Source organism: Candidatus Ichthyocystis hellenicum (assembly GCF_001460935.1).
Taxonomy (GTDB): domain Bacteria; phylum Pseudomonadota; class Gammaproteobacteria; order Burkholderiales; family 2013Ark19i; genus Ichthyocystis; species Ichthyocystis hellenicum.
Window position 1 is genome coordinate 585,418 of record NZ_LN906597.1, and the last position, 24,564, is coordinate 609,981.

Annotated in this window: 24 protein-coding genes and 2 tRNA genes; 14 read left to right on the forward strand and 12 right to left on the reverse strand. The window is 39.2% G+C overall.

Annotated features, from left to right (window positions below; genetic code table 11):
• The first annotated feature begins 24 nt into the window (after positions 1–24).
• From Arg41_RS02785 to Arg41_RS02805, 5 genes are read left to right on the forward strand one after another with little or no spacing between them, the layout of a single operon-like run.
• On the forward strand, positions 25–1,311 hold the full coding sequence (locus Arg41_RS02785; RefSeq protein WP_092342841.1) for an acetyl-CoA C-acetyltransferase: 1,287 nt from the start codon (positions 25–27) through the stop codon (positions 1,309–1,311).
• Positions 1,308–3,278 carry a 3-hydroxyacyl-CoA dehydrogenase NAD-binding domain-containing protein gene (locus Arg41_RS02790; protein WP_092490456.1) on the forward strand — a complete coding sequence of 657 codons (1,971 nt, stop codon included), beginning with the start codon at positions 1,308–1,310 and terminating at the stop codon, positions 3,276–3,278. Before Arg41_RS02785 ends, Arg41_RS02790 begins: the two co-directional genes overlap by 4 nt.
• A gap of 32 nt (positions 3,279–3,310) precedes the next feature.
• The gene (locus Arg41_RS02795; protein ID WP_092342843.1) at positions 3,311–4,759 is read left to right on the forward strand and encodes an OmpP1/FadL family transporter; all 1,449 of its coding nucleotides are present in this window, start codon (positions 3,311–3,313) and stop codon (positions 4,757–4,759) included.
• Complete coding sequence (locus Arg41_RS02800) at positions 4,749–5,201, forward strand: rhodanese-like domain-containing protein (protein WP_242641379.1); 453 nt, start codon at positions 4,749–4,751, stop codon at positions 5,199–5,201. Before Arg41_RS02795 ends, Arg41_RS02800 begins: the two co-directional genes overlap by 11 nt.
• On the forward strand, positions 5,194–6,042 hold the full coding sequence (locus Arg41_RS02805; RefSeq protein WP_242641380.1) for a 3-hydroxyacyl-CoA dehydrogenase NAD-binding domain-containing protein: 849 nt from the start codon (positions 5,194–5,196) through the stop codon (positions 6,040–6,042). The genes Arg41_RS02800 and Arg41_RS02805 overlap by 8 nt, the downstream gene beginning before the upstream one ends.
• Positions 6,043–6,048: 6 nt before the next feature.
• Here the strand turns inward: Arg41_RS02805 and Arg41_RS02810 are convergent.
• Positions 6,049–6,125: transfer RNA gene (locus Arg41_RS02810), tRNA-Met, on the reverse strand.
• Positions 6,126–6,172: 47 nt separating this feature from the next.
• Positions 6,173–6,264, reverse strand: a tRNA-Ser gene (locus tag Arg41_RS02815).
• A gap of 64 nt (positions 6,265–6,328) precedes the next feature.
• Between Arg41_RS02815 and Arg41_RS02820 the strand changes: the two genes are divergently transcribed.
• Positions 6,329–7,333, forward strand: coding sequence for a threonine ammonia-lyase (locus Arg41_RS02820; protein WP_092342845.1), 1,005 nt, complete (start codon positions 6,329–6,331; stop codon positions 7,331–7,333).
• On the opposite strand, the gene glnA is transcribed toward Arg41_RS02820, so the two are convergent.
• Entirely contained in the window at positions 7,281–8,693 is a 1,413-nt protein-coding gene (glnA, locus tag Arg41_RS02825; protein WP_092342846.1) for a type I glutamate--ammonia ligase, read from the reverse strand. The genes Arg41_RS02820 and glnA overlap by 53 nt on opposite strands.
• Positions 8,694–8,927: 234 nt before the next feature.
• Here glnA and Arg41_RS02830 point away from each other — a divergent pair, with 234 nt between their 5' ends.
• On the forward strand, positions 8,928–10,112 hold the full coding sequence (locus Arg41_RS02830; RefSeq protein WP_092490458.1) for a hypothetical protein: 1,185 nt from the start codon (positions 8,928–8,930) through the stop codon (positions 10,110–10,112).
• 4 nt (positions 10,113–10,116) lie between these two features.
• Here the strand turns inward: Arg41_RS02830 and Arg41_RS02835 are convergent, their stop codons facing one another.
• The 7 genes from Arg41_RS02835 to Arg41_RS02865 form a co-directional block, all read right to left on the reverse strand.
• Entirely contained in the window at positions 10,117–11,052 is a 936-nt protein-coding gene (locus Arg41_RS02835; protein ID WP_092342848.1) for a type IV secretion system protein, read from the reverse strand.
• Positions 11,049–11,858 carry a hypothetical protein gene (locus Arg41_RS02840; RefSeq protein ID WP_092342849.1) on the reverse strand — a complete coding sequence of 270 codons (810 nt, stop codon included), beginning with the start codon at positions 11,856–11,858 and terminating at the stop codon, positions 11,049–11,051. The genes Arg41_RS02835 and Arg41_RS02840 overlap by 4 nt, the downstream gene beginning before the upstream one ends.
• Complete coding sequence (locus tag Arg41_RS02845; RefSeq protein ID WP_092342850.1) at positions 11,840–14,365, reverse strand: VirB4 family type IV secretion system protein; 2,526 nt, start codon at positions 14,363–14,365, stop codon at positions 11,840–11,842. Before Arg41_RS02845 ends, Arg41_RS02840 begins: the two co-directional genes overlap by 19 nt.
• Entirely contained in the window at positions 14,359–14,670 is a 312-nt protein-coding gene (locus Arg41_RS08500; protein WP_092342851.1) for a VirB3 family type IV secretion system protein, read from the reverse strand. The genes Arg41_RS02845 and Arg41_RS08500 overlap by 7 nt, the downstream gene beginning before the upstream one ends.
• The gene (locus Arg41_RS02855; protein ID WP_092342852.1) at positions 14,664–14,963 is read right to left on the reverse strand and encodes a hypothetical protein; all 300 of its coding nucleotides are present in this window, start codon (positions 14,961–14,963) and stop codon (positions 14,664–14,666) included. The genes Arg41_RS08500 and Arg41_RS02855 overlap by 7 nt, the downstream gene beginning before the upstream one ends.
• Before the next feature lie 139 nt (positions 14,964–15,102).
• On the reverse strand, positions 15,103–16,053 hold the full coding sequence (locus Arg41_RS02860) for a CpaF/VirB11 family protein (RefSeq protein ID WP_092342853.1): 951 nt from the start codon (positions 16,051–16,053) through the stop codon (positions 15,103–15,105).
• A gap of 46 nt (positions 16,054–16,099) precedes the next feature.
• Positions 16,100–18,094 (reverse strand): bifunctional diguanylate cyclase/phosphodiesterase, encoded by a 1,995-nt coding sequence (locus Arg41_RS02865; RefSeq protein WP_092486759.1) that lies wholly within the window; start codon positions 18,092–18,094, stop codon positions 16,100–16,102.
• Positions 18,095–18,243: 149 nt separating this feature from the next.
• Here Arg41_RS02865 and dnaX point away from each other — a divergent pair, with 149 nt between their 5' ends.
• The 3 genes from dnaX to recR all read left to right on the forward strand — a co-directional run bounded on the left by dnaX (position 18,244) and on the right by recR (position 20,959).
• Positions 18,244–19,845, forward strand: coding sequence for a DNA polymerase III subunit gamma/tau (gene dnaX / locus Arg41_RS02870; RefSeq protein WP_092342855.1), 1,602 nt, complete (start codon positions 18,244–18,246; stop codon positions 19,843–19,845).
• 104 nt (positions 19,846–19,949) lie between these two features.
• Complete coding sequence (locus Arg41_RS02875) at positions 19,950–20,273, forward strand: YbaB/EbfC family nucleoid-associated protein (RefSeq protein WP_092342856.1); 324 nt, start codon at positions 19,950–19,952, stop codon at positions 20,271–20,273.
• A gap of 35 nt (positions 20,274–20,308) precedes the next feature.
• A complete protein-coding gene (recR, locus tag Arg41_RS02880) occupies positions 20,309–20,959 on the forward strand; it encodes a recombination mediator RecR (protein ID WP_092342857.1) in 651 nt (216 codons plus the stop codon).
• A gap of 16 nt (positions 20,960–20,975) precedes the next feature.
• Here recR and Arg41_RS02885 read toward each other — a convergent pair whose 3' ends face one another.
• A complete protein-coding gene (locus tag Arg41_RS02885; protein WP_092342858.1) occupies positions 20,976–21,266 on the reverse strand; it encodes a hypothetical protein in 291 nt (96 codons plus the stop codon).
• 190 nt (positions 21,267–21,456) lie between these two features.
• On the opposite strand from Arg41_RS02885, the gene rplM reads away from it, so the two are divergent.
• The 4 genes from rplM to erpA are packed head-to-tail and all read left to right on the forward strand — an operon-like array spanning position 21,457 to position 23,263.
• On the forward strand, positions 21,457–21,879 hold the full coding sequence (rplM, locus tag Arg41_RS02890) for a 50S ribosomal protein L13 (RefSeq protein WP_092342859.1): 423 nt from the start codon (positions 21,457–21,459) through the stop codon (positions 21,877–21,879).
• 33 nt (positions 21,880–21,912) lie between these two features.
• Positions 21,913–22,305, forward strand: coding sequence for a 30S ribosomal protein S9 (gene rpsI, locus Arg41_RS02895; RefSeq protein ID WP_092342860.1), 393 nt, complete (start codon positions 21,913–21,915; stop codon positions 22,303–22,305).
• Entirely contained in the window at positions 22,305–22,880 is a 576-nt protein-coding gene (locus tag Arg41_RS02900; RefSeq protein WP_092342861.1) for a hypothetical protein, read from the forward strand. The genes rpsI and Arg41_RS02900 overlap by 1 nt, the downstream gene beginning before the upstream one ends.
• Positions 22,881–22,918: 38 nt before the next feature.
• Entirely contained in the window at positions 22,919–23,263 is a 345-nt protein-coding gene (erpA, locus tag Arg41_RS02905; protein ID WP_092342862.1) for an iron-sulfur cluster insertion protein ErpA, read from the forward strand.
• On the opposite strand, the gene gshA is transcribed toward erpA, so the two are convergent.
• Positions 23,256–24,536: a glutamate--cysteine ligase gene (gene gshA / locus Arg41_RS02910; protein WP_092490459.1), complete on the reverse strand. Its 1,281-nt coding sequence runs from the start codon at positions 24,534–24,536 to the stop codon at positions 23,256–23,258. The two genes, erpA and gshA, sit on opposite strands and share 8 nt — an antisense overlap.
• Positions 24,537–24,564 lie beyond the last annotated feature (28 nt).

Here is a 24,564-nt window from a genome sequence, read left to right on the forward strand (position 1 = left end):
TCAAAAAGGAGTATTGATAAGTTTATGTCTCATGTTCCTGTTTATCTTGTTGATGGTTTACGAACACCTTTTCTGAAGTCAAGGAATGTTCCTGGACCTTTTTCAGCGTCTGATTTAGCTGTGTTTTCTGGGCGTTCTTTGCTGATGAAGCAGCCTTTTCTTTCTTCTCAACTGTCTGAAGTGATAGTTGGCTGTGCTATTCCTGCCCCAACTGAGCCCAATATAGGTAGATATATAGCTTTGCGCTTGGGGTGTGGTTACAAAGTTCCTGGGTGGACAGTTATGCGTAATTGCGCTTCTGGATTGCAGTCAATCGATTCAGCTTTTTCTAATGTTTTGCTCGGGCGTAGCGATATTGTTTTGGCAGGAGGAACAGATGCATTATCTAGGGCTCCTCTTATTTTTAACCGTGATATGACATTGTTATTTTCTCGGCTTGCATTGGCTAAGACTTTAAAGAATTATTTGGTTTTGCTCTCTAAGTTTCGTTTATCTTTTTTAAAGCCAATAATTGCCCTAATGGAAGGTTTAACAGAACCTACTACTGGTGAGATGATGGGGCAAACAGCTGAAAATTTAGCCCATAAGTTTGGTATTAGTCGTCAACAGATGGATGAGTACTCCGTTCGTTCCAATCTCAGAGCTTTTTCTGCACAAGAAACTGGATTTTTCGCATCAGAAATTACTCCAATTTTTGACCAAGAAGGGATAGTGTACGAGCGAGACGATGGTATTCGTTCTGACTCATCCGTTGAGAAGCTAGCCAAGCTTAAGCCAGTATTCGATAGAAAGTATGGGCAGGTGACGGCAGCTAACAGTTCCCAGGTTACTGATGGTGCTGCTTTTGTTCTTATTGCATCAGAGGAATCTGTTGAAAAATTTTCTTTGTCTCCTTTGGCAAGAATTGTTGGCATTGAATGGTCTGCTTTGGATCCATCATTGATGGGTTTGGGGCCTCTGTATTCTATAGCTAATCTTCTTAGAAAATATCGTCTTTCTTTAAGTGATATTGGTGCGTGGGAGATAAATGAAGCCTTTGCTGCTCAAGTTATTGCTTGTCTGGAAGCTGCCAAAGACAGTGATTTTTGCTCAAATGAACGATTGTGGGAAGGTGCTTTGGGCACTATTCCAGAGGATAGACTAAATATCGATGGCGGTTCAATTTCTCTTGGGCATCCTGTTGGAGCTTCTGGAGCACGTATAACGTTGCATTTAGCTAATGTTATGCATCGTTTGGATGTGCGTTATGGGGTTGCATCTATTTGTATTGGTGGTGGTATGGGTGGATCTGTGTTACTGGAGAAAGTATGATGTTAGATCATGATCAGCATATTTTTGGTCCGTGGAAGCTTTCACTCGATCGAAACGGAGTGGCGAATCTTGTTTTGTGTGTTCCTGACAGTACAGTTAATGCTTTGTCGCGTCATGTTATTAGAACATTAAATGATGCTTTAGATACTCTTTCTAAGATAGATCATAGGGGGATAATATTTTCCTCTGGGGCTTCTAATTTTAGCGTTGGTGCTGATGTTCACGAAATGTTGTCAATTACTAGGCTCGAAGAAGTAAAAGATTTTATTGTAGAAGGTTGGAATGTGCTGATGCGCATAGCTGATTGGCCAGAAATTACAGTTGCTAAAATACATGGGTTTTGTTTGGGTGGCGGGTTGGAATTGGCGCTAGCTTGTAATTTTCGTGTAGCATCGAATTCTTTGGCGACCAAATTTGCTCTGCCAGAGGTGAAATTGGGAATCTTTCCTCTTTGGGGAGGGGTTATGCGCCTTCCTCAGTTAATTGGTGCTGTGAAAGCTTTTGATTTAATTCTATCTGGGCGTACTGTGACGGCTAAGGCGGCTAGTAAGATGGGTTTGGTTGATCTTTCAGTTCCGTTGCGTGTATTGGACATAGCTGCTAATTCTTGTTTTAGTGCCGATCCTAAGTTAGCACCGAAGAAAAAAGCTTTGGGTTTTGTTGATAAACTTTTGACTAATACGCCTTTAAGGTTGATAACGTTGAGTTTAGCGCGTAGGCAGTTGCGTGCTAAGGTTATGTTTGAGCATTATCCGACGCCATATTTAATTTTAGATGTCTGGAAGAGATTTTGGGGTAATCCTCTGCTGATTCCAGAAAATGATTCTTCCTCAATTTCAAATTTTCTTCGATCTACAACTGCAGTTAGTTTGTTTCGTGTTTTTTCTTTGCAAGAAAGATTGAAGTCTTTTGGCAAAAGTGATCTTGTTTCTCCTGTAACTCATATACATGTTATTGGTGCTGGTATCATGGGAGGGGATGTTGCGGCCTGGTGTGCCTCGAAGGGCATTAGAGTTACTCTTCAGGATTTGTCTACGCAAAATATCGGCTCAGCTTTAAAGAGAGCCTATGTTTGGTATAACAAAAAATTGAAAGATCCCATTTTAGTACAGAAAGCAATTGATCTGTTGGTGCCTGATGTTCATGGATATGGCATTTCTAGGGCTGATATTATTTTTGAAGCTGTTGTTGAGGATATTGAAGTTAAAAGAAAAATTTTTAGCGAGATTGAGCTGCGTGCTCGTTCTGACGCGCTTTTGGTAACTAATACCTCAAGCATAACTATAGAAAGTTTGGCAAAGTCGCTGTCTTCTTCTAAACGTATTGCGGGATTGCACTTTTTTAATCCTGTTCCTATGATGCCCCTGGTAGAGATTGTTAGAGGAGAGCAAACTGAAGATAGTGTTATAGAGAGACTGTTATGCTTTGTGCGGCAAATCGACAAGCTTCCTTTAGCAGTTAAGAGTGTTCCTGGATTTTTAGTGAATCGTGTTTTAGGGCCCTATATTTTGGGAGCGTTGATACTGATAGAGACAGATAATTTGTTGCCTGAAGCTGTTGATGATGGAGCAAGACGTTTTGGTATGCCTATGGGGCCGGTTGAGTTAGCTGATTATGTAGGATTAGATGTTTGCCTTGATTCTGGTAAATCTATGGGAATGTCTGCTAAGGTTCCTGAAACATTGAATCGATTAGTTTCAGAGAAAAAGTTAGGGAGAAAATCTAGGGCAGGGTACTACTCGTATGATCACAAGTTGAGTCCAGTTAAATCTAAAAATTTTTCCCCGATCGATGAGGCTACAGTAGATCGTATTATGAAGCCTATTTATGACTGGACTAAGCGTTGTGTTGAAGAGGGTGTTGTCGAAGATGAAGATCTTGCTGATGCTGGTATGATTTTTGGGGCTGGTTTTGCACCATTTTTGGGAGGACCGATGTTTGATTCGAAGAGACGTAGTGTTAAGTAGATTATCAAGATAAATTTTAGGGTGTGTTTTGTATGATTTATATTAAGAGGTTTGCTTCTGCTGTTTTTCTTTTGTTGATTTGTTTTGTTTATGCTGAGCGGTACGGGTATGCATCAGGATTTTCCTTATACGAGAATACTTCTACTTTGGAAGGTATGGCAATTGCCGGTGTTGCTGCTGTTCCCGATGTGGGGGTCGTTTTTTTTAATCCAGCCGCAGCGTCTTTTCTTCCCAAATCTAAGCAAAAAGAGATAGCAATAGGCGGACATTATATTCGGTTAAACTTATTGTTTAAAAACGATGGTTCTAAGCAGCCTGGGTTTCCTCCAATTTCTCCTCTACCTACTGAATCTGAAGGTGCTGAATCTTCTTCTTCTGCTTTTATTCCCAACATCTCTGTGAGTTTTCCCTTATCGAAGGATATGGTAGGTGGGATTTTTCTAGGAGTTCCATTTGGTTTGTCGACGGATTATGGTGATCGTTGGGTCGGTAGGTACTATGCTACTCTTTCTGATGTTAAGTCGTTTTTGTTTAATCCGTTTTTGTCTTTGCGAGTTAATCCTCACTTGTCTTTTGCTTTGGGATTCAATGTCCTGTACTTTCAGCCTGATTTAGAGCAGCAGATAAATTTATCTGAAGCTATTGCTCAATCTTTAAGCAAGCAAGTGGGTCGTACCTTATCTTCTCTATGTACCTCAGCGTTGCCTTCTCAGTACAAACGTCTTCAGACCTACGTAGATCTGGTTTGCACAGGAAGAGGTAATGCCAAATCTAGTTTCTCAGGTAGTGTCTTTAGTACAGGCTGGAATGCTGGGGTTATGTACCAGCCTGTGGATAGTTGGCGTTTTGGTTTGAGTTATAGACAGGGTTATTCATTGCAGGTAAATGGTGTGATTGGGATCACAGATTTCGATCCCAATTTTGCCATATTTCAGGGGTTGTCTCCAGCTGATGGACCAGCTAGTTTGAAGAGTCGTTCTGGTAAAGCTCACATAGATTTACCAAACCTATTGGATATCAGTGCCTTTCATAAAATTAACGATCGTTTTGATATTTCTCTTGATATTCGTCGACAAGGATGGTCAAAGACAAAGTACTTGGTTCTTAGTGATTCCATAGGTGATGTGAGGTCTGTTTTTTTGGACGCCCGCACGACATGGGGAGTTCATGTTGGGGGGCAATATCTATATTCTGATAACGTGACTCTCAGGAGCGGGTTATTTCTAGAGCAGGGCTTTTCGTCTAGAGACGAACGCTATTTGTTGCCACGATTGCCTGATACTGATCGTTTAGGTTTGGCTTGTGGTGCTACTTACTCTGTTTCTCCTGCGAGCAATTTATCGGTGAGTATGTTGTATGTGACATCTATTAGTTCTGCAAAGATTGCAGCTGATGTAGATCGTATTTCATTTGGAATACTGAAGGGTAGTTTTGATGCTCATGCATGGGCTTTTAGCGCTCAGTATATCTATGATTTTTGATAATGATAAGTTAGGGGGGCTTGTGGATTGGTCAATTTTAGATGGGTTGCGGGAGAAACATCAATCTGAAGCGGGTGTTCCTTTTCTTGATGCAAAAGAAGCTTATTGGGTGCTAAATGTCCAAAATGAAAGAAAATTTATTTTGGTAGATGTGAGAACTGATGGTGAGTTGCTGCTATCAGGCACGCCAAAAGGTAGTGTTAACATTGTTTGGGCTGTTCGTGGGGAAGAAAACGTTAATTTCATCAATGAGCTTGCTAGTTTAGTTCCGTCTAAATCGCAAAATATTATATTTATGTGCCGTAGTGGTGTTCGTTCTATGTGTGCGGCAGAAGCTGCTTTGGGTGCCGGTTACGAAAATGTATATAATTTGAATGGTGGTTTTAACGCAATTTCAGTAACTACTCCAGATTGGGTTGATGAGTGGGAGTTGCATGGATAGGTCTATGAAAGTTGCTGTGTTTGGTTCGGGAACGATGGGTAGTGGCATTGCTCAGGTTGTTGCCGCTGCTGGTTTTTCCGTCGTTGTCGTTGATTTGGATACGTCTTCATTAGATAGGTCGAGGGTTTCAGTAGAAAACAGTCTTGATCGGTTAATCAAGAAGGGTTTGATTTCCTCTTCTGATAAAGTGGATGCACTGTCACGCATAAGCTGGGAAATTTCTGCCGATGGTATTGATTCCTTGTCTCTAGTTATTGAAGCTATTCCGGAGGAAGTTTCTTTAAAGGCTGATCTTATTCAACGCGTCAGTGATAATTACCCCGATGTTTTATTTGCTTCTAATACTTCCTCTATTTCTTTGTCTCGTTTGGCTAGTTTTTCTTCATCTCCAGAGAATGTTATTGGTTTGCATTTCTTTAATCCCGTTCCTGTCATGAAGTTAGTTGAAGTAATTCGTGCTCTACAAACTAGCGATAGTACTTTTGAGAGAGCTTTGTCTTTTACCAAAGAGCTTGGCAAGACTCCAATTTGTGTCGCCAATAAGCCAGGTTTTGCAGTTAACCGCATATTGTTGGTTATGCTTAATGAGGCATTTTTTGCGTACTCCGAAGGAGTTGCTAGTGTTGAGGATATTGATGAAGCAATGAAGCTCGGATGTAATCACCCCATAGGACCATTAGCCTTAGCTGATATGATAGGGCTGGACGTATGTTTGATGGTCTGTGAGCAATTTTACGAACAATTCTGTGACTCAAAGTACAGACCATGTCCGCTGTTGAGGGAAATGGTAGAGGCGGGATTTATTGGCAAGAAATCAGGAAGAGGATTCTACAGGTACTGAAAATTATGGTGGCGAATCAGGGACTCGAACCCCGGACCTGCGGATTATGATTCCGTCGCTCTAACCGCCTGAGCTAATTCGCCAAATCAGCATTATAGCACACATAAATAGGTAAAGTCTCCCCCTTTTTTGGCGGAGACGGTGGGATTCGAACCCACGAAACGGTTTAAGCCGTTTACTACATTTCCAGTGTAGCCCCTTCGGCCGCTCGGACACGTCTCCGTCCGGAGAAATTGTAGCACATAATGCAGCGGCTTTTGTTTCTTTGCTTGTAGGGATGTGATTTATGGATTTTGATTTGTACTTTCAACATATTTTGGCAGCTGATGTTTCTCGTTTTGCACTTAGTACTCCTATTGACTATCTTTCTGCTATTAGCAATAGATTGGGGTGTCGTGTTTTTTCAAAACGAGAAGATCTCCAACCAGTACATTCATTTAAGATTAGAGGGGTAAGTTATAAGCTGTCACAATTGCTTAAGTGTAAATTAGGTGGGGTTTTGGTTGCTCCTTCTACCGGTAATCATGCAGTGAGTGTTTCGTATTGTGCACAAACCTTAGGATATGAAGTGGTGGTGGTTATGCCTCAGCAGACACCACGAATTAAAATAGATACTGCTTCTAAGTTGTGTAAGGAGGTTATTATATCTGGTGAAAATTGTCAGCAATCCTGTCGTTTTGCTGAGGATTTAGCCGCACAAATTGGTGCTGTTCTTGTTCATCCTTATGATGATCCTGATATTATTGTTGGTCATGCTACTATGGCTAGGGAAATTGTTTCTCAACTTAATTATCAACAAATAAAAGCTATTTTTGTACCTATAGGTGGTGGTGCGCTGATTTCTTCTGTGGCTCTCTATATGAGGAGAATGATGCCGAAAACAAAAATTATTGGTGTACAGTATGATGGGTGTGATGGGATGAGACTTTCTTTGCGAGCAGGAAAGGTAATTGTTCATAAGCCATTGAGTTCCTTTGCTTCTGCTATTGCAACAGAGAAAGTAGGAGAAGAGACGTTTCGGATCTGCAACAAACTAATAGATGATGTTATGGTGGTAGGTTACGAGGCTGTTGTTGCAGCAATAGATGATTTTTACCGGCACTGCCGAATAGTGTTGGAGCCGGCAGGGGCCATCTCGTTAGCAGCACTCAAAGAATGGTGCCCAAAGAACAGCTACGGCTCTACTGATGTTATGGTCACATTGGCGTGTGGGTCCAACGCCGATCTTTCATTACTGTTCAACAATCATAGTACAATTCAAACTCAGCAGGATGTATGTACGAGCGAGTAAGTTGGGACTCCAGCGATTTGGTTCCTATGTATGCATCAATGAAGTCATGGCTTAATATACCCGGGGCAACAAGAAAATCTCGATCTAAATCCAGTTCTTTTAATGCTTCGTCAATCGATTCCGAGAACTGAGGGATCGACAGTATGTCTTTGTTGTTGGCTATGTTGTAAAGATTTTTGTCCACCGGTTCTCCTGGATCGATCTGATTAATAATCCCGTCTAAACCAGCCATTAAAAGAGCAGCTTGAGCTAGATACGGATTTGCAGAAGGATCGGGAAACCGTACTTCAATTCGACGAGATGAGTCGGAGGAGGAATACGGTATGCGAATGGCGGCAGATCTGTTTTTGGCCGAATAAGTAATTCTTACTGGCGCTTCATACCCAGCTATCAGCCTTCGATAAGAGTTTATTGTAGGATTAGTGAATGCATTGAGGGCACGAGCATGTTTCAAAATTCCACCAATGTAAAAAAGCGCCGTCTGTGAAAGTCCAATTTTGTCATTTCCAGCGAATATATTTTTGCCATTTTTCCAGATAGACTGGTGACAGTGCATTCCGGATCCATTATCTCCTATTATTGGTTTGGGCATGAACGTTACCGTTTTGTTGAATCTAGATGCTGCATTTTTTATTACATACTTAACCAGTTGTACCCAATCAGACCGTTGTACCAAAGTAGAAAATTTAGTTCCGATTTCACATTGCCCGAAAGATCCAACTTCATGGTGATGAATTTCAACGGGGACGCCAACACTTTCCAATAAGCAACTGACCCATGATCGGAAATCATGGAAACTGTCAGTAGGAGGTAGTGCCATGTACCCACCCTTTAATTTTGGGTAGTGGCCAGTATTACAGGTATTGGCAGATGAAATATTAGCTTCACAGGATTCTATTTTATAGAAACAGTCAGCTTGTTCACATCCCCATGAAACTTTGTCAAAAATGAAAAATTCGAGCTCAGGACCAAAAAAGGCACTGTCACCTATTCCAGATGATTTTAGATAATTTTCAGCACGTTGGGCGATAGTTCTAGGATCCCTGTCGTAACCTTTTCCATCAGCTGGGTCCACGACGTTACAGAAGAAAAAAAGAGTTTTCTCTTGGAAAAAGGGATCAAGCATAGCGGTATCTAGATCAGGCAGCAAAACCATATCTGACATGTGAATGCTTTTCCAGGCAGGGAAAGAAGAACCGTCTATGGTTTGTCCTTCAAAAATTTGCTCTTCAGAAATGGTTGAGGCTGGTACTGTTAGGTGGCAATGGCGGCCAAAAATGTCTGAAAATCTATAATCCAGGAAGCGGATATTTTCATTCTTAATACGAGAAACAATATCAGAAGGTTTACTGCTGGCCATAAAGCTAATCTCTCTTCGATTATTAAAGTTCCTACTACAGTGGTGAATTATCTCATATAAAAGTTTTTTGTTTATATATTTTTACCCTTTTTGTGACGATAGGGCCACTTGAATTAATAATAAAAATATATATTGCTACTTTCTATGTGAAAGAGTTTGACTATCAACGGCAAATGTTAGTAAAACGGAAAATAGTTTCATCACTTCCCAATCTTTTGGTTATAGGGTAAAAAAATGAGAATAAGTTTTATTGCTGTATTGATTGTTAGTTTTTTTGCTAGCTTTGCCCAATCAGAGTCACTTTCATATGCTTGGATTGAGGTGGTTCCAGGCACCGATCGTCCGTTGGAGTTGCGTGCTGTAGTGAATAAGACGCAGCGATGTCCTATTACTACAGTAGATGATAATAAACGCACAATGGTAGCTAGAAGAGTTTTTTTCTCTCATAAGCTTTGTTACTTGTCTCTAAGGGGGACAGAAAATGTTGTTATGGGTTCTTACCATTGGAGGTTAAAAGAGGTTAATCGTGTATTGGTAGTTCCTTCCTGGGCTGATGTGTCGGTTAAGGATCGACGTAATTTGGTTATGTTGGCACAACACCAAAAGCCTGATTTGGTTGTTTTTATGGGTGATTATGTTGCACCTAAAGAACTTAATCTAGGATGGAAATCTTGGACTAGGAACTTCTTGGACGAGTGGCAGATGCTTTTCTCTTCTGTGCCAGTTTTGTTTGCTAGGGGTCGGTATGAGGATTGTCGTCCTGCTGCGTATGATTTGTGGCATATTTTGTTACGGCCTATCATGAGCTCATTTAAATGTTCTCGTGGGAGTGGTACGTGGTTTGCTCGCTGGTCAAATTTTTATGCACTAGTGCTTGATGATGCTATAGTTTCAGACCATTATGGTGGTGGACGCAAGTTATTGGCGGACGTAGAACGCCATCATGGGCCTACCCTTAATCCGCATCCTTGGGTTATTAGTCCTCACCCTATTTTCTGCGAGCAAAGTGTATTCAAAAATGTTCCTACTTGCAAAGATGATAAGTTGCGCTTGTACCTGGAAAGTTGGCTTATTCGGCATACAAGCTTGGTTATAGCTAAAGATGAGTATGTTTCTCGAATGGAGCATTTTGATGGCCTACCACTACAGGCAGTTTTGGGTAGACGTAATTACTATCTGAGCTCGGTTGATTTTTCCCCGGAGGGAATAAAGGATGTGGATACGAACAAAGTATATGCTTCTCCTGAAGCAAGTTTGGCCGTCTTTGATTATCACGACCATTTGGTTAAGAACAGCCATTGGGATATGCGCTGGTTTGATCAAGCACTTAATATTTTAGAGACCTGTTTTTTGGAAGTAAGGAAAGTCAACTGCTCTGGAAAATTTTCGTATAAAATTTTTCCACAAAAAAAACATTAGTGCATTAGCGTTTTTTATACCGAAGAGATTCCTTCAGGGACATAGTTCTTTCCTCCGGTGGTGAGTCAGGATATTTAGACATGTTACGAATGTCAAGGTGTTGTCTAAGATGATGAGATGATATATTCATCCCCCCGCTGATAATGCCTCGGCATATGTCTGGTATTTGCCAAAAAAGAGTCAGAAAAATAAAGCATATAATCATTATTAAAATTAATATAGTTTGATCTGGTGATATATACCCCGGGATTAGAGTTTTATGTAATTGATCTAAATGTTTTATGCTGGCCCGACATATGTATGACATGGATGATCCTACTATTTGATAAAGGGATGCACTAATGGTGAATTTTAACCAGCCTTGAAATATAAACTGACAAGGTTTTATCAGTAGCCAGGGAAACAAAATGGGACCTAGCATGAGGCTGACTGATAACAGTACTCCTCCCATGTAGAGAACTATTACGTACGCCGCCATCGTCAGTATTATTGCCAGCTCTGTTGCTGTTTTTAGTATAACGGCAGCAAAATTGCCAAGTGTTGCCGCAACTATTTTTTCTGGAGTAAGAGCAATATCACTAAGGAAAGAGCGCTCATTTATGCTGTTAAGTAAATCGAAAAAAATGTTTAATGTTGAGTCCTGTTCAGTTGGGCTGATTTTTTTTGCTAGCAGATTAATATTATTAAAAAAGAAGTGCGCTATAAATGAATCCCAATTTGTTAAAATGAAGAAGATTATGCTCGCTATTAGAATATTTTTGAGCATTTCCACCAAAAATTGTTGATTATCTCCAATTACCATAGCCCATAATTGGTAGCCGATGGTGATTCCGAATAGTGTCCATGTTAGATCCTTGCCCTCATTTAAAAAAACGCCATTGAGCTGTTGGCTAGAATGCATAATTGTTTCACAAATGTTCTGAATAATTTGGCCGTTCATGTAGTATCTCTTTCAGAGAGGGAATTATTTATTGATAGATAATTCCACGATGATGTTAAGTTTTGCTTCTTTAGGTCACGGTCACGTTGATCGCGTTTTTTCTGAATATCTAGTGAGTTCTTTAATATGGTTTGTATGTATGCTTTTTGTTGATTTTTGGTATGACTAATTGTTGATTTGTTTATATCTTGATAGAGAAGTATTTTTTCTAAGTTTCTAATGTGGTGATTTAGATTTTCTAGCTGAGTACTAAGAATTTGCAATCCTTGTGTTGGTCCATTAATGCGTTCTATTGCCGAGATACTGTCAGCTAATGACGATGATTTTTTATCCAATAATTTTATTATGGCAATGTCATCATCTATTGTTCTTTTGTAAATTCCTCCCAATTCATTTGATAAATTTATTTCTTCTTCTATGTATTTTTTTTCATCTATTTTTAGTGCAGAAATTTCTCTAGATCTCCTAGCGATCATATCTTCATAACGCTTAAAATAGGTGCCAAAATTGCTTATTTCAATTAGAAATTTGTCTATTAACAGAGATTTATTTACTAAATTTTTAATTTGATTAGGGTCGATAGTTGATGCTTGAGCTTGGGCAAGTAGATATTGATTAATTGCTACTTTTTTCATTTTTTGTTGTTCTATAACAAGGGAAGAGATTTTTTCAATTTCTCTTAACAAGGCTTCATGATTTAGTATTTGTGTGTATTCTGTTGCCTCAACTCCTGGCATGGCATAGGCATTGAAAATATGAGAAGTAAAAATGGATAGCAATGTAATAATTATGTATCGTGATGGCATAGATATAAATCCTTCCAGTTGTCTTTGTTTGTTTCTCGGCAGAGCTCTAGATGTTGGATCCGCTTTATCTCGGAAGACAAAATAGCCGCTAAATCTTTATCAATAACTAGAGACGCGCGATAAGATGACTTTCCTTGAATTACAAGTAGATCTTTTTGTGGTTGAGAATCATTTATATAAGCCACCTCTTCTTCGTTAAGCCCAAATTCTTTCATATATATGGTTTTTAATGAATTAGACGATGCTTTGTGATTTGGAAAGAATACTCGGGAAGCTATGTTATCTCTTATGCTGGGAAAGATCCCCGACAAAAATAAATCTTCAATTGATTGTGTATCCATCCATACCGAACATAAATATTTTCTAAAAGTTTTGAGCCATGTTGATATCCGATTCATTAGTAGGGGATGAGATAAAAAATTCCAGCACTCAGCAATATAAACAATTGATGGAGTTACATGATCTAGGGGTGTTTTTTGTGAAAGATGACGTTCTATGCGATAAAATATATACTCTATTATTGGGTACAGATTTGGTGAGCTATGTATTAGTGATTTCATTTCAAAGCCTATGATTGGATTTTTTCCCATAGACAGATCAAAAATATCTACTCCTGTTCCAATCCATTTCCCGTAAAATTCTTTATTTATCCACTCTTGAAGTCTAATTTTTAAAGGATCAGAAGTAATATGTAAGTATAATGTCTTTATGTGCCAATTGATTTTATCTAGACAAGACATTGATTCTATAATTAGTTCTACTTCATGGGCATAGTTGTTTTTTAATGAATTGTCTGAATCTCCTATTAGATGAAAAATCCAATCTCTTATCCACGGCCATGATGTTCTGTCATGCAGTAATGAAAACGGATTGAGATTAATTTTTTCATTATTAGAATCACTCAAATCGATATATATGCCGCCTTGGAGTAGAATCGGAACTTTGGATGAATTATCGTAGTCTAGAACAAATATTTTTGTTCCTTGGTACTTTCTAAACTGACTCATTTGGAAATTGGCGAATAACGATTTTCCAGAACCAGTTGGTCCAACTATAAAGCAATGTCCATTATTGCCAACGTAAGGTTGGAATGGTATTTTTTGTTGATGCTCTCCAGATAGGAAGCTTATAGGATGCTTGTTGGTTATTTTTGATAAATATGGGGATGGTTGGCAATATTCGTCTTGATAATATGTAATTGGCAGATTATCTGCCACATTGGCGCTTGATAGAATGCTCCACCTGCAGCAACCGTGGCTCATTCCGGGATTTGTTGCCATCCATGAAGAAAGGCAATGGTCTGTTTCTTCGATAAAAATGAAATTGGTTTTGTTCAGCCAATCAAATAGTAGCTTTTTTTTCTTAGATAATGATTGAATGTCATTTTCATATATCATTATTGTGGTATTGCAATGTCCCATAGTGGTATTAGATGAATCTATTTGGTACTGGAGATCATCACATTGATCAAAAAGTTGTTTTTTGCTTCTGATCGAAGATGATTCTCCAAGACTAGATTGCAATAAAGCTGCAGACAAGTATGTTTTCCAAGAATACATTTGATAGCTGTACCAACGCTTCATGTTGCGTATGTGTTGTGACGATTGCTTAGTAGATAGGATACGAAAACAGAAAGATAGATTCATTTCTGTTGGTATTGATAGGATATTATTTATTCCTGTTTCGGGAGATGTAAATTTTAGTCCTCCATTTTTTGTTGCTATTTTTACTGTAATTGCAGATGCGTATTTTGCTGAATTATTTTTTCCTGCGAATAAAAGGTGATTATCGTTGACTGATATCTTATTATCAGTAATAAAACTGTCTATCATCCAATTTTCTGTAGGTATTGCTACTGTTCTTTTGTGGTGACAAGGATTGGCTGATGAATACAGAAATTCTCCTAATGAACCATTGTCATTAGTTAAGCGTTGAATCTGAAAATCATGAAGGCATGATATAAATTTGTCAATTAGACACTCAAAATGAGCTATCTCATCATACATTTCTTGTTCTAGATAGGGGAAAAGGGAATTTTCCCCAAAATAGCAAAAGATGGATTTCGTTAAAGAAGTTGCTAGTGATAGCTCTTTTTTTTTGTAAAAAAATTGAAATAGATGTAAAAACTTATTTATGCCTATGTTAGGGTGCAAAATAATTGAGCAGTAGTGATCAATTTTGTAATGAGGGTTAAGAGCAAAGAAATTTTTTCTATTGTCGTCAATGAATGCGCTAATCTCATCAGGAAATTTGTGCTCAGGGTAATCATTGTCAAGGTGTTTATGAAAATTCCACCAGATCGATATATTGGTGTCACGGAAGGTGTCTATAGCTTTTTGGTGAGAAGTTGCAATAATGTTTCTCTTCTCCATAGTTAAGGTGTCTGAACATGCAGTTTTAATCTTGATGCATGCCATTAATCCACCATCTTTATTTACAACTATTTTGTTATTGGCCAAAAATAGCCACGGAAGAAGTTCTGCCGATGATCCAGTTGACTCTAGCATAGAGTATTACGCCCAAATCCATACGGTCGTTTATTAATAATTAGATTCTTTTTTATCCACGGTATATATTGTTTGCGATGTTTCCTCGTTTTTAACATGATTTCGAAGAATTGGGGATCGTGCCGTGTTAAAAATACAGCTAGCATGTGAGATATGAATAAAAAAATAATTGCAGATGGAAATCTTAATCCTACAATTGGAGTTATCCAAACAGATACATTGGCTAAGAAGGATTTCTTGCTAGCTCCAAATATAGTTATGTCATCTACAATGAACTTATAAACTAAGTTAAGTCTCTCTAACATACAAAACGTTGCCCAGTCAAAACACTTACAATGTTATCCAAATTTACTATTGCAATAGCAGCAATACTTACTCTCAAGATTCTGCTCTTAATTTGGTTTCCTCCTTCATCAAGAGCTATAGCGAGTAATAGTCCTCCAAGGCCAGCAGCGATAGCAATTCCGTAGAACGATGCATCAAATATATTTTTATACGCAGAACATATTTGATCAGACAATATTCCAGCTCGAACATTTACAGGTGTCGCTAGTAAAGTAATAACTACATATAAAGTAATAGAGGAACGATTTTTCATGATAATTTGCTTAATATGGATTGAGGGGCTATTGTCAAATTCTATACATCTAACTTAAATTAATGGCTAGAATCAATTCACGCAAAAGATAAAAATTTTTGGGCACGATTGAAAATTTTTCTATGAGTAGCGACGAACGTTAGGGTGCGGTAGATATATTTTGCAACACTAAATTGGTTGCTATGAATCTATCATTTGTTCCTTCAACATGAATAATTTCATTAATAATGGGGAATGGAACCCCCCTTTTCATATGGACAATGTAATCAATGTTGCTGTAAATCATTTTTTTTACCATGCTTAATGACCAGTGATTCGTTTCTTCTGCTTGGTAAAGGAGAGTTTCAAGACGGTAGAGAGTATCCCGTGCTGAGTTTGCATGAACCGTTGTGATGTTTCCTCGGTGGCCAGTGTTGCATGACTCCAGAAAAGCATATATTTCTGATCCACGTATTTCACCCACAATTATGCGATTGGGGTAGCAGCGAAGAGAAAAAGGTATGAGCTGTTTTAGTGTTATTTTTTTATTTGTCATTAAAAATATGGCACTGGGCAAAATATCAATTATTTCAGCTGTGTCCTGTACAAATACGATCCGCTCATGAGGATGAAAAAAGTTAGTAAGCGATCGTAGTAACGAAGTTTTGCCACTTCCAGTTTCTCCAGAAATTACTATGTTGTTACGATCGAGTATGATTTTTTTGAAAAAATGAAATTTAGTATCAGCATATAATTTTTTCTCCGATGTTTTTGGGTCGAGGCCAGAATAAGTGAAGTTATCCAATGATGGACATTCTTTTCTATGCTTACGTATGACCATTATTTCTCGTTTCCATGAAATAGGAGGGTGAGCAATGGAAATTCGTAAATCATCAAAATCAAAGCAGTCTATGTGCTGAATAGGTTGTTGTCTTTGTGCAGATAGCAGAGATGATATGGCGTATATGGAACGAAGTGGCAGTGTATAGTCAAAATAGTGCCATTCATTTTTTTTGCAAAACCAAATTGATTGGTCGTTGTTTACGGCTATGTCAGCTATGTCAGGGTCTTCCAAAAGAGATTTAAGTGGGCGAAGATACTCTATAATCATAAAAAATGACACGGATGGTATGTTATTTTCTATGATGTATCATTTATTAATTTAGTAGAAGTTTTTTATTAAATTTCTTTTCTATTTTAGATACTAGGTTTCCTTGTACAATATTTATGCCACAAGATTTTACCATAGCTAATTTATCTTCATGATCTATATTGTCAGCAATGATTTTTATGTCAAGGGATCGTGCTATTTTTATTATGCTAAGCATGAGGTCTTGAGCATTTTTGTGCACAGTTTGTTGAATTGTTGATCCAGAAATTTTTACGTAAGATATTGGGATATCAGAGATAATGGAGAAAAATTCGGCACTTAGATGAGCGTTATCTAAGCCAATTTTATTCGGGATATTGTTTTTTTTAAGTTCATCGGTAAATTCAAGAATTTTGTTTTTGTTTTTTATGAAGAGAGATTCCGTAAAATCGAAGCATATTTCGCCACTATATTTACTTGTTGATTTAAGTAGCAAAATGATTTTGTTCATATTTTCCGGGCTTTCTAAAATAGCTGAAGACATGTTGACGTGGAATTTTTTTTCATGGTGTACGGTGTCCTGCCAAAACTCTTCTATTGATGCGATAGATTTTTCTACTACAATGTAATCAATGTCGAACAGTTTGTTGTTGTTTTTTGCTATACGAAATAGCTCAGACGGGAATATAGTCTTGTCTTCCAGGGTAGCACGGCAAAAAATCTCGTAGGCAATAATTTTTTTTCTTTCTTGGGCAATTTCAACTATTGGTTGATTTTCAAGGTATATTAGCTTGTTTTTGATAATAAATGATAGTTCATCTGTGTTTATTACATCATTGATTTCGTTTTGATCACATGGGTTGCGGTAGTAAATTATTTCTCCGAATGATAGGTTTTCAGTTGAAACTTTTTGGGAAAAGTTTTCAGTGCTTTGTTCTAAAAAAGTTGGAAATGGAATGTGCTGTTTCCAATGAGTAATAGCGATTGTTATCTGTGGGAGAATAGTGGTGTTTTGGGTGGTAAATTCACTTGTGAATGCTTTTTTCATGCTTTTACCAAGATTTTCAATTTGTGGGTCATATATGACCACAGCCAATTGTGCATTGTGTGGCCGTCCGTGGAGACATAGTTTTTTGTGACAACAACAATTTTTTATTATTCTGTGAATGGTGACTATGAGCTCATCAGTTTGTTTGACACTGGTAGCTTTGTTGAATTCTTTGAGATTTTTAATGTTTACTATGATTAGGTACCAGTTTTCTTTGTCGTCGCATTCACTTACGAGTCTTTCTATTTCCTCTTCCATTCCCACTTTATTGTATGCGCCGGTTAGATGGTCTATGTATATTTGTTTCTGAAAATATCTGGATAGCAAGACTTCGGCAGCTATAATGGTTTGCAATTTTTCTGATAGATTATTTACTGATTGTATTATTTTCTTTAGTTCGGTGGTATTGATTTGGTCGTTTATTTTAACGAATTGAGGTGTTCCGATGGCATCGATGCGGGTATAAAGCTCGTTTAACGGACTCAAGAGTTTGTGGAGTAATACCCTCAAAAAAATAAAGCAAAATACGTATGCTACACACAGGCTGCTTACGCAGGAAATGAATAGATACCATAGGTATCTGTAGGCAAATAGTGGATATGCCAGAACTTCTACGTTAAATCCTTTTATTGTGAGTTGATTGTGTTGAGCTTGTGATTTATCACTTTTGGGAGATTGTCTTAAGCTGTTTATAAACCATTGCGGAATTCCGGGAGTTTTGACATTGGTGTGTTGCGATATGATTATATTGCCGTCGTGGTCAAAAATAGTGATGTTACGGTAGAGTCCAGTTTCCAGTAGGGCTTTGGTAATGGTGGCTATTCTTTCCTTGTCATTGGATCGCAGGATTTCTCCCAGTGTGTTTTGTAAAATTAGCAAGCTTTCCTGAGAAGTTCTGCCAATTTCCTTTTGTGCACCCTCAGAAGCGGTGTATACAAGAGCGGAAAACAGGAAAATCATAATAACAAAAAACAGTATGGAGCAGCTTACCATTACCTGTTTCGTCAGAGTCATGATAGTACCCCTGGCGTTTTTTCTTTTGTTTACAAAAGCAGTTCTATACAATAATCGTTGTCCTATGTTCTCATGGGGATACAGCAGGATGCCTGACAACCTTACTATTATTAGTGCTTAAGTTTATTCATGTTTTTGAGGAGACAACTATGGTATTGGCACGTAAATACCGTCCCCGCTCGTTTAATGATGTTGTTGGTCAAGAGCATGTTCTATTGGCATTGCGTAATAGTCTAAAGCAGAACCGAATTCATCAAGCGTATTTATTTACAGGCACCAGAGGTGTTGGCAAAACGACTTTAGCCAGAATTTTGGCAAAGTCGCTGAATTGTGATAGCGGAATTACGGACGAGCCTTGCGGTTGTTGTTCCTCTTGTGAGGCTATTGATGCAGGTTCATTTGTAGATCTTATGGAGCTGGATGCAGCTACGCATACTAAAGTTGATGATATGCGTAGGTTACTTGATAAGGTAGTTTATCCCCCTTTCTCTGGGCGTTTTAAGGTGTATGTTATTGATGAAGTACATATGCTGTCTAATTCAGCCTTTAATGCCATGTTGAAAACATTGGAGGAACCACCACAGCATGCCAAATTTATCTTAGCTACTACTGATCCGCAGAAAATTCCTCTTGCAGTTTTGTCGCGTTGTTTAAATTTTCCCTTGCGGTGTTTATCTAGGCAGCAGATACAATTACGTATGCAGATTATCCTTCATGCGGAGTCGATACCATATGATGATGGAGGTTTATCGGTTATTTCTTCATCAGCGGCAGGTAGTTTGCGAGATGCTCTATCCATTTTGGATCAAGCAATTGCGTACGGTGGTGGTACTGTTTCTAAGGAATCAGTTCTTGCTATGCTGGGTGTGGCTGATTTCGGCAGAATTATTGAGCTGGTGGAGATGCTAGCTAGTTCGAATATCGAGGGCGCGCTGTCCTATGGCAGAGAAATTTTGATTCAAGGAGCATTGTTGAGCAATATTTACTCCTGGTTAATGAAACTCTTTCATCAAATGGCTGTCCTTCATGTTGTTCCGTGTGACGAGACCATAGATAGTGTCTATCGGGATCGAATATTGGCTTTGGTGGGTCTATATGGACCAGAAGATGTGCAATTGTTCTACCAAATTGTTTCTTTAGCTTATCAGGGTCTGGATTTGTCTGCAGATCCTGCTATTTTGCTGGATATGTTGTTGATTAGGCTGTATGCGTTTGCTCCTCAGCGTACTGAGAGTAACGGGTGTGATATTTTGTCTGTACCGATATTGGAGAATAGAGATTTCCCTAATAACGAGGATTTGTCACTTGTCGGGAGCAATATTTCTCGTCATGATTTTCCCGGAGATCCGGTTTCTCAATCTGATTGGGAGTCCCTTCGTTCTGCTATTAACTTTGAGGGGATGATTCGTCAGTTTGTGGACAACTGTACCTGGTGTTTCTCTAACGGGAATGATTGGTTTGTCAGGCCCAATGCTGTTTCCAAGGCTTTGTTTGTTTTTGTGCAAAAAAGGTTGGACCGTGATATCTCTGAGTTCTTCGGGAGACCTATTAAGGTTTTGTTGCAGGAGGAAAGTGATACTACCGATGGTACTTTTGATGGTTCTGTGGCGCATCAACTGAAAGAGAAGAGGGATAGGGGTTATCAGGAAGCTGTTGATTTGGTGCGTCGTGACGAAAATGTTATGGAAATCATCAATTCTCTGGATGGCGAAGTTGATGTAGCTAGTATTAAGGTAGATGGACTGGTTTGATCTTTTTATAGGATCAACCGGTGATTGCTATCTTGAGTCTTGTTTATTTCGTCTTAGCTTGTGTTGTATTAAAGGCATTTTAATTTTCCAAAGGGAGAAAGAACATGAAGGGACAGTTAGCTGTTCTTATGGAACAAGCCCAACAGATGCAAGAAAACTTAAAGAATATGCAGGATGAGTTGGGAAGTGTTGAGGTTAGTGGTGAGGCAGGTGAAGGGTTGGTCAAGGTTGTTATGACTTGTCGTTATACCATGAAGAGTATCCGCATTAAAAAGAGAGCATTGGTAGATGTTGATGTGTTAGAGTCTCTTATTTTGTCGGCCTATCATGATGCTTTTAAGAAAATTGAGAAGGCTGTGCAAGAAAAAATGGGGGCATTGACAGCTGGGGTTCAACTTCCGACAGATGTTTTCAAGATGTCTTTGTAAGAAGAGGACACAGCTTGTAAGCTGGAGCGTTCTTGATGTCGAGTGTTGTTGGCGATTTGGTTGCTGCTTTTCGTGCTCTTCCAGGGGTCAGTGCGAGGTCTGCGAGGCGTTTTGCCTACTATTTGCTGCAGCAGGATAGGGGTGCTGCTCGTCGCATATCTTCCGCTTTATCTCAAGCTTTGGATCTTGTTGGTTTTTGTTCTTTATGTAATGCGCTTGCTGAGTCTGACATCTGTTCTGTTTGCCGTTCTCCAGAGCGGGATTGTACGAAGATATGTGTTGTATCCTCGACGTCTGATATGTGTTCCATTGAGCAGACTCGTGTTTACGACGGGCTCTATTTTGTTCTCTCCGGGTGTATTTCACCATTGGATGGAGTCTTTCCTCAGCAAGTTTGTTTCGATAAATTTTTGGATCGACTATCGTCCGGAGATCGTAGCGTGGTTGAGGTGATTTTAGCCACTAGTTTTACCCCAGAGGGTGAGGCTACGGCTTTTTTTGTTACACAGGCAGCCTTGGATGCCGGTGCTGTTGTTTCTCGGATCGCCAGGGGGCTCCCTGCGGGTAGCGAGATAGAGTACGCGGACCCGTTGGCTATCGGCCAATCTTTCTTGGACAGAGTAACCATTTACTCTCCTTCGTCATCAACGGATGAACTCAGCTCTTGTTCTAGCAATCCTCTATGAAAATAGATTTTTCTTTTTAAATGATCCTATCTCCAAGTATCGTTTTGATTTTTTTCTCTATTGCTGTTGTTAGAGCACTGCGTATAAACGATTGCATCGACAGTGGTGTATTAGCTGAAATAAAGCGAAGCTTTTCGAGCTCGCACTCCGATAGCCGAAGGTTGAACTGCTCTGTTTTTTTGTCCGTTCTCTTACCCTCCCAAGGAAGACGAGTTTTCCTTGAGGCTCTCTGTTGGGTGCAGAGAATGCGAAGGTTGTCTCTGTTTGTCCTTCTGATACTGGTTGTGGAGGAGATCTTCTTTTTCATCTAAGTTTCCGGATGTTCTCCTGACGGTTTCAGATAACGAGCATACTAATACAATGATACCATTTTTCAGCTAATGTTAGGGGCAATGGATAACAAGGTTGTTTTTATTTAAAAAAAACAGCCATAATTTGTTGACTCGGTGCTGCTAATGCTGTGTAATCTCACATTTTGCGGTCCGCGTGGGTGAGTTATGAAGACCTGTTCTGCTAAATTAAGTGAGATTAAACGTCGGTGGATTTTGATTGATGCCTCCGGTAAGGTGCTGGGTCGCTTGGCCAGTGATTGTGCTGGTATTTTGAGAGGTAAGAACCGAGTTGAGTATACACCTCACATTGATACCGGTGATTTTTTGGTGATAGTTAACGCCAGCAAAATTATTTTGACGGGCAATAAGATGTCTCAGAAGAAGTATTATCGACACTCTGGATATCCTGGTGGTTTATACGAGAGAACTTTTTCTGAGATGGTGGATAAAGATGCTAGCAAGGTTATTTTTTTGGCAATTCGTGGTATGTTGCCCAAAGGTCCTCTTGGTAGAGATATGTTGCGCAAATGTAAGATTTATAACGGTTGTGATCATCCTCATGCGGCACAGCAGCCGCAGCCTTTGTGAGGGTGTGTTATTTTTGGAGGTGTGGTGAGATAAATGATAGGTGATTACTATTATGGTACGGGTCGTCGTAAGACCTCCGTCGCTCGTGTCTTTTTGAAGTTGGGGTCGGGTAAGGTAGAAGTTAACGGCTTGCCTCTCGATAGGTATTTTTCTCGTGAAACCGGTAGGATGGTTGTTTGTCAGCCGTTGGTATTGGTTGGAGTTTCCGATTCTGTCGATATTAAAGTTAACGTTCACGGTGGTGGTGAGTCTGGTCAGGCGGGTGCTATTCGTCATGGTCTATCTCGTGCTTTGGTGGAATATGATCCGTCTTTGAAGCCTCAATTATCTGCTGCTGGTTTTATCACCAGGGATGCACGCAAGGTTGAGCGCAAGAAGGTTGGTTTGCACAAGGCTAGAAGGCGTAAGCAGTTTTCGAAACGGTAATGAGAAATACCTGGTGGCGGAAGTTTTTTCTGGTTCTTTTCGTCAGTTGCTTTTTGTTCATTTCTTACAGTTTTGTAGTGTCCTCTCGTTGCCATTTTGGTGAGGACTATTCGTCGTCGGAGAGGTCCTATTTTATTAGTGCCTTGATGAGGAGGCTGGATGCTTTGGAGAAAGAGAATCTGGAATTAAAAGAAAGGATAGAATCTTATTCCATATTAGGTGGTGTTTCTTCGCGTCGTTCTTCCTTTATTGACGTTTCTAATTTTCGTGTTAGCTATGATGGTTCCTATTATTCCTACTACGCTTTGGTTTCTGTTGGTAGGGGAGTTAAGGAAAGACAGTTTTCTTTAAACTTCTTTGTTGAGTGTGATTGGCAATCTCAGAGCGGTTTGCGATCTCGTTCTGTGTGCTCTCCTTCAGGATCCTTGAGTTTCCGTTATTTTTCCGAGATCCATGGAAGATTAGCTTTCGGCAGCGATCACACTCATGACCGGCTTTTGCGTGTAACTCTTACGGTTAAGGATAGGAATTCTTCGGCTAAGAAAACGAGCGTTTTTGATTATAGTTCTTCCTAGAATAGAGTCTTTTTGCTCGAGTAGAAGGAGTGTAGATAATGGGTGAACTCTTTGTCCCTGTTATAAATTTTTCTGATTCTGCTGTTACCAGAGTTAAGGACCTTATGAATGAAGAAGGGAATCCAAGCCTGAAGTTGCGTGTTTTTATCACCGGCGGTGGTTGTTCTGGTTTTCAGTATGGATTTACCTTTGATGAAGTGATCAACGATGACGACTTTGTCCTCGAAAAGGGCGATGTGGTACTTTTGGTTGACTCAATGAGCTATCAATATCTTCAGGGCGCTGACATAGATTACGTTGATGATCTTGAGGGAGCACAGTTTACTATTAAAAATCCAAATGCCAAAACTACATGCGGTTGCGGTTCTTCATTCTCTATATGATTTCTGCTTCTATGTATTCTTTGGGTATTTTTTCTTCAACTGTGGCGATAATTGCCAGTCTAGCTGGAATGCTCAGAGTGTACAGATGTGGCTTATTGTTGTCATATTCCAACGGTATGAAAGCTGATCCTACCGAATTTAGGTTTTCTCGGACATTTTTTTTGCTATGTGCTCTGATGAATCCACCTACAATTTTGTCGCGTATAGCATAAAACGTGTGTTCCGCTGTGTTGTTTTCAAATTTCTCAATAGTTGATATTCCCTCTTGTATAATGAAATTTTTTGGAGCAGAGTTTCCTTTTATACTCATTAATTTCTTTCTCTTTCCTCGATTTAGATTTATTATTTCCTGATCGTCGTTGACGCTTACTACGCCCATTCCATATGTTCCTGGGTCTGTTTTGATAATTATGAATGCCTGATCGACAATGTTTCTTTTTTGGTACTCAATGTTGGTTTTGCTGAGTATTTTGCTGGCTTTTGTGGCCATTGCCTCTCGTACTTCATCATTTTGGGCTACATTGCCGGGTGGGCAGCTGTCTATTTCACTTGTCAGATGCCATGGATCCACGCCTATGTCACGACAAAATGAACTGGCAACTAAATTGTAATTTACTAAGTGATTGTACTTGCTCCTGTTAAACCAACCTGCACATATAGGTGGAGTTATTTTCTTTCCCTTTGCAAAGTTAATTAACAAATTCGATGGTTTTTCCGATAAATCATTATTAAGTAATATAAAACATGAGCTAAGGGATGATGCAACACTGGCAACTTGTAATGGTTCTATTGAAAACTGATTTTCTTCGCTAATCTGTATGTTAATTTTAGTGCTTTGATCAGGAGATATGGAGCCAATGTATGTGTTGAAACCGGCAGTATCTATCAGTTGTTTCAGTAGGTATATATTTTTCAAGTAAGCAGTGTTTCTGGTATGATCCTCCGGGATGATGAGAATCGATCTTTGTCCCTCCGTTTCGTCTTCTAGGGCGGATTTTAGTGTGCTCACGCATAGAGGCCAGTTGTTATGATGAAGGTTGTTGAACCCTGCCGGAAATAAATTTGTATCGATGGCGGTAATTTTATATCCTGAGTGTCGTATATCTACAGAACAGTATATGGGTAGTTCCTCTTTCGGTGTGTTTGCGGTGAACCATTCATCTATGAGTTCCCTTTTTTCTAAAAGGAGTTGCTGTATGGGGGATAATGATAATTCTCTGGTATTTGATGCCATGGACCATCCTGTAAAATAACTGTCACACAAGGATATCATTGCTGTTGCTTCCTTGTTGTAAGATTGG

What these genes read in the sequence shown, in the direction of transcription:
- rplM (WP_092342859.1), top strand. Translation starts at nt 21,457, where the DNA reads ATGAAGACCTGTTCTGCTAAATTAAGTGAGATTAAACGTCGGTGGATT.
- Arg41_RS02865 (WP_092486759.1), bottom strand. Translation starts at nt 18,094, where the DNA reads ATGACTCTGACGAAACAGGTAATGGTAAGCTGCTCCATACTGTTTTTT.
- Arg41_RS02800 (WP_242641379.1), top strand. Translation starts at nt 4,749, where the DNA reads ATGATTTTTGATAATGATAAGTTAGGGGGGCTTGTGGATTGGTCAATT.
- Arg41_RS02820 (WP_092342845.1), top strand. Translation starts at nt 6,329, where the DNA reads ATGGATTTTGATTTGTACTTTCAACATATTTTGGCAGCTGATGTTTCT.
- Arg41_RS02900 (WP_092342861.1), top strand. Translation starts at nt 22,305, where the DNA reads ATGAGAAATACCTGGTGGCGGAAGTTTTTTCTGGTTCTTTTCGTCAGT.
- Arg41_RS02830 (WP_092490458.1), top strand. Translation starts at nt 8,928, where the DNA reads ATGAGAATAAGTTTTATTGCTGTATTGATTGTTAGTTTTTTTGCTAGC.
- Arg41_RS02805 (WP_242641380.1), top strand. Translation starts at nt 5,194, where the DNA reads ATGGATAGGTCTATGAAAGTTGCTGTGTTTGGTTCGGGAACGATGGGT.
- dnaX (WP_092342855.1), top strand. Translation starts at nt 18,244, where the DNA reads ATGGTATTGGCACGTAAATACCGTCCCCGCTCGTTTAATGATGTTGTT.
- Arg41_RS02835 (WP_092342848.1), bottom strand. Translation starts at nt 11,052, where the DNA reads ATGAACGGCCAAATTATTCAGAACATTTGTGAAACAATTATGCATTCT.
- Arg41_RS02845 (WP_092342850.1), bottom strand. Translation starts at nt 14,365, where the DNA reads ATGCTAGAGTCAACTGGATCATCGGCAGAACTTCTTCCGTGGCTATTT.
- Arg41_RS02885 (WP_092342858.1), bottom strand. Translation starts at nt 21,266, where the DNA reads ATGAAAAAGAAGATCTCCTCCACAACCAGTATCAGAAGGACAAACAGA.
- recR (WP_092342857.1), top strand. Translation starts at nt 20,309, where the DNA reads ATGTCGAGTGTTGTTGGCGATTTGGTTGCTGCTTTTCGTGCTCTTCCA.
- glnA (WP_092342846.1), bottom strand. Translation starts at nt 8,693, where the DNA reads ATGGCCAGCAGTAAACCTTCTGATATTGTTTCTCGTATTAAGAATGAA.
- Arg41_RS02790 (WP_092490456.1), top strand. Translation starts at nt 1,308, where the DNA reads ATGATGTTAGATCATGATCAGCATATTTTTGGTCCGTGGAAGCTTTCA.
- erpA (WP_092342862.1), top strand. Translation starts at nt 22,919, where the DNA reads ATGGGTGAACTCTTTGTCCCTGTTATAAATTTTTCTGATTCTGCTGTT.
- Arg41_RS02860 (WP_092342853.1), bottom strand. Translation starts at nt 16,053, where the DNA reads ATGATTATAGAGTATCTTCGCCCACTTAAATCTCTTTTGGAAGACCCT.
- Arg41_RS02840 (WP_092342849.1), bottom strand. Translation starts at nt 11,858, where the DNA reads ATGCCATCACGATACATAATTATTACATTGCTATCCATTTTTACTTCT.
- Arg41_RS02795 (WP_092342843.1), top strand. Translation starts at nt 3,311, where the DNA reads ATGATTTATATTAAGAGGTTTGCTTCTGCTGTTTTTCTTTTGTTGATT.
- Arg41_RS08500 (WP_092342851.1), bottom strand. Translation starts at nt 14,670, where the DNA reads ATGTTAGAGAGACTTAACTTAGTTTATAAGTTCATTGTAGATGACATA.
- rpsI (WP_092342860.1), top strand. Translation starts at nt 21,913, where the DNA reads ATGATAGGTGATTACTATTATGGTACGGGTCGTCGTAAGACCTCCGTC.
- gshA (WP_092490459.1), bottom strand. Translation starts at nt 24,536, where the DNA reads ATGATATCCTTGTGTGACAGTTATTTTACAGGATGGTCCATGGCATCA.
- Arg41_RS02785 (WP_092342841.1), top strand. Translation starts at nt 25, where the DNA reads ATGTCTCATGTTCCTGTTTATCTTGTTGATGGTTTACGAACACCTTTT.
- Arg41_RS02875 (WP_092342856.1), top strand. Translation starts at nt 19,950, where the DNA reads ATGAAGGGACAGTTAGCTGTTCTTATGGAACAAGCCCAACAGATGCAA.
- Arg41_RS02855 (WP_092342852.1), bottom strand. Translation starts at nt 14,963, where the DNA reads ATGAAAAATCGTTCCTCTATTACTTTATATGTAGTTATTACTTTACTA.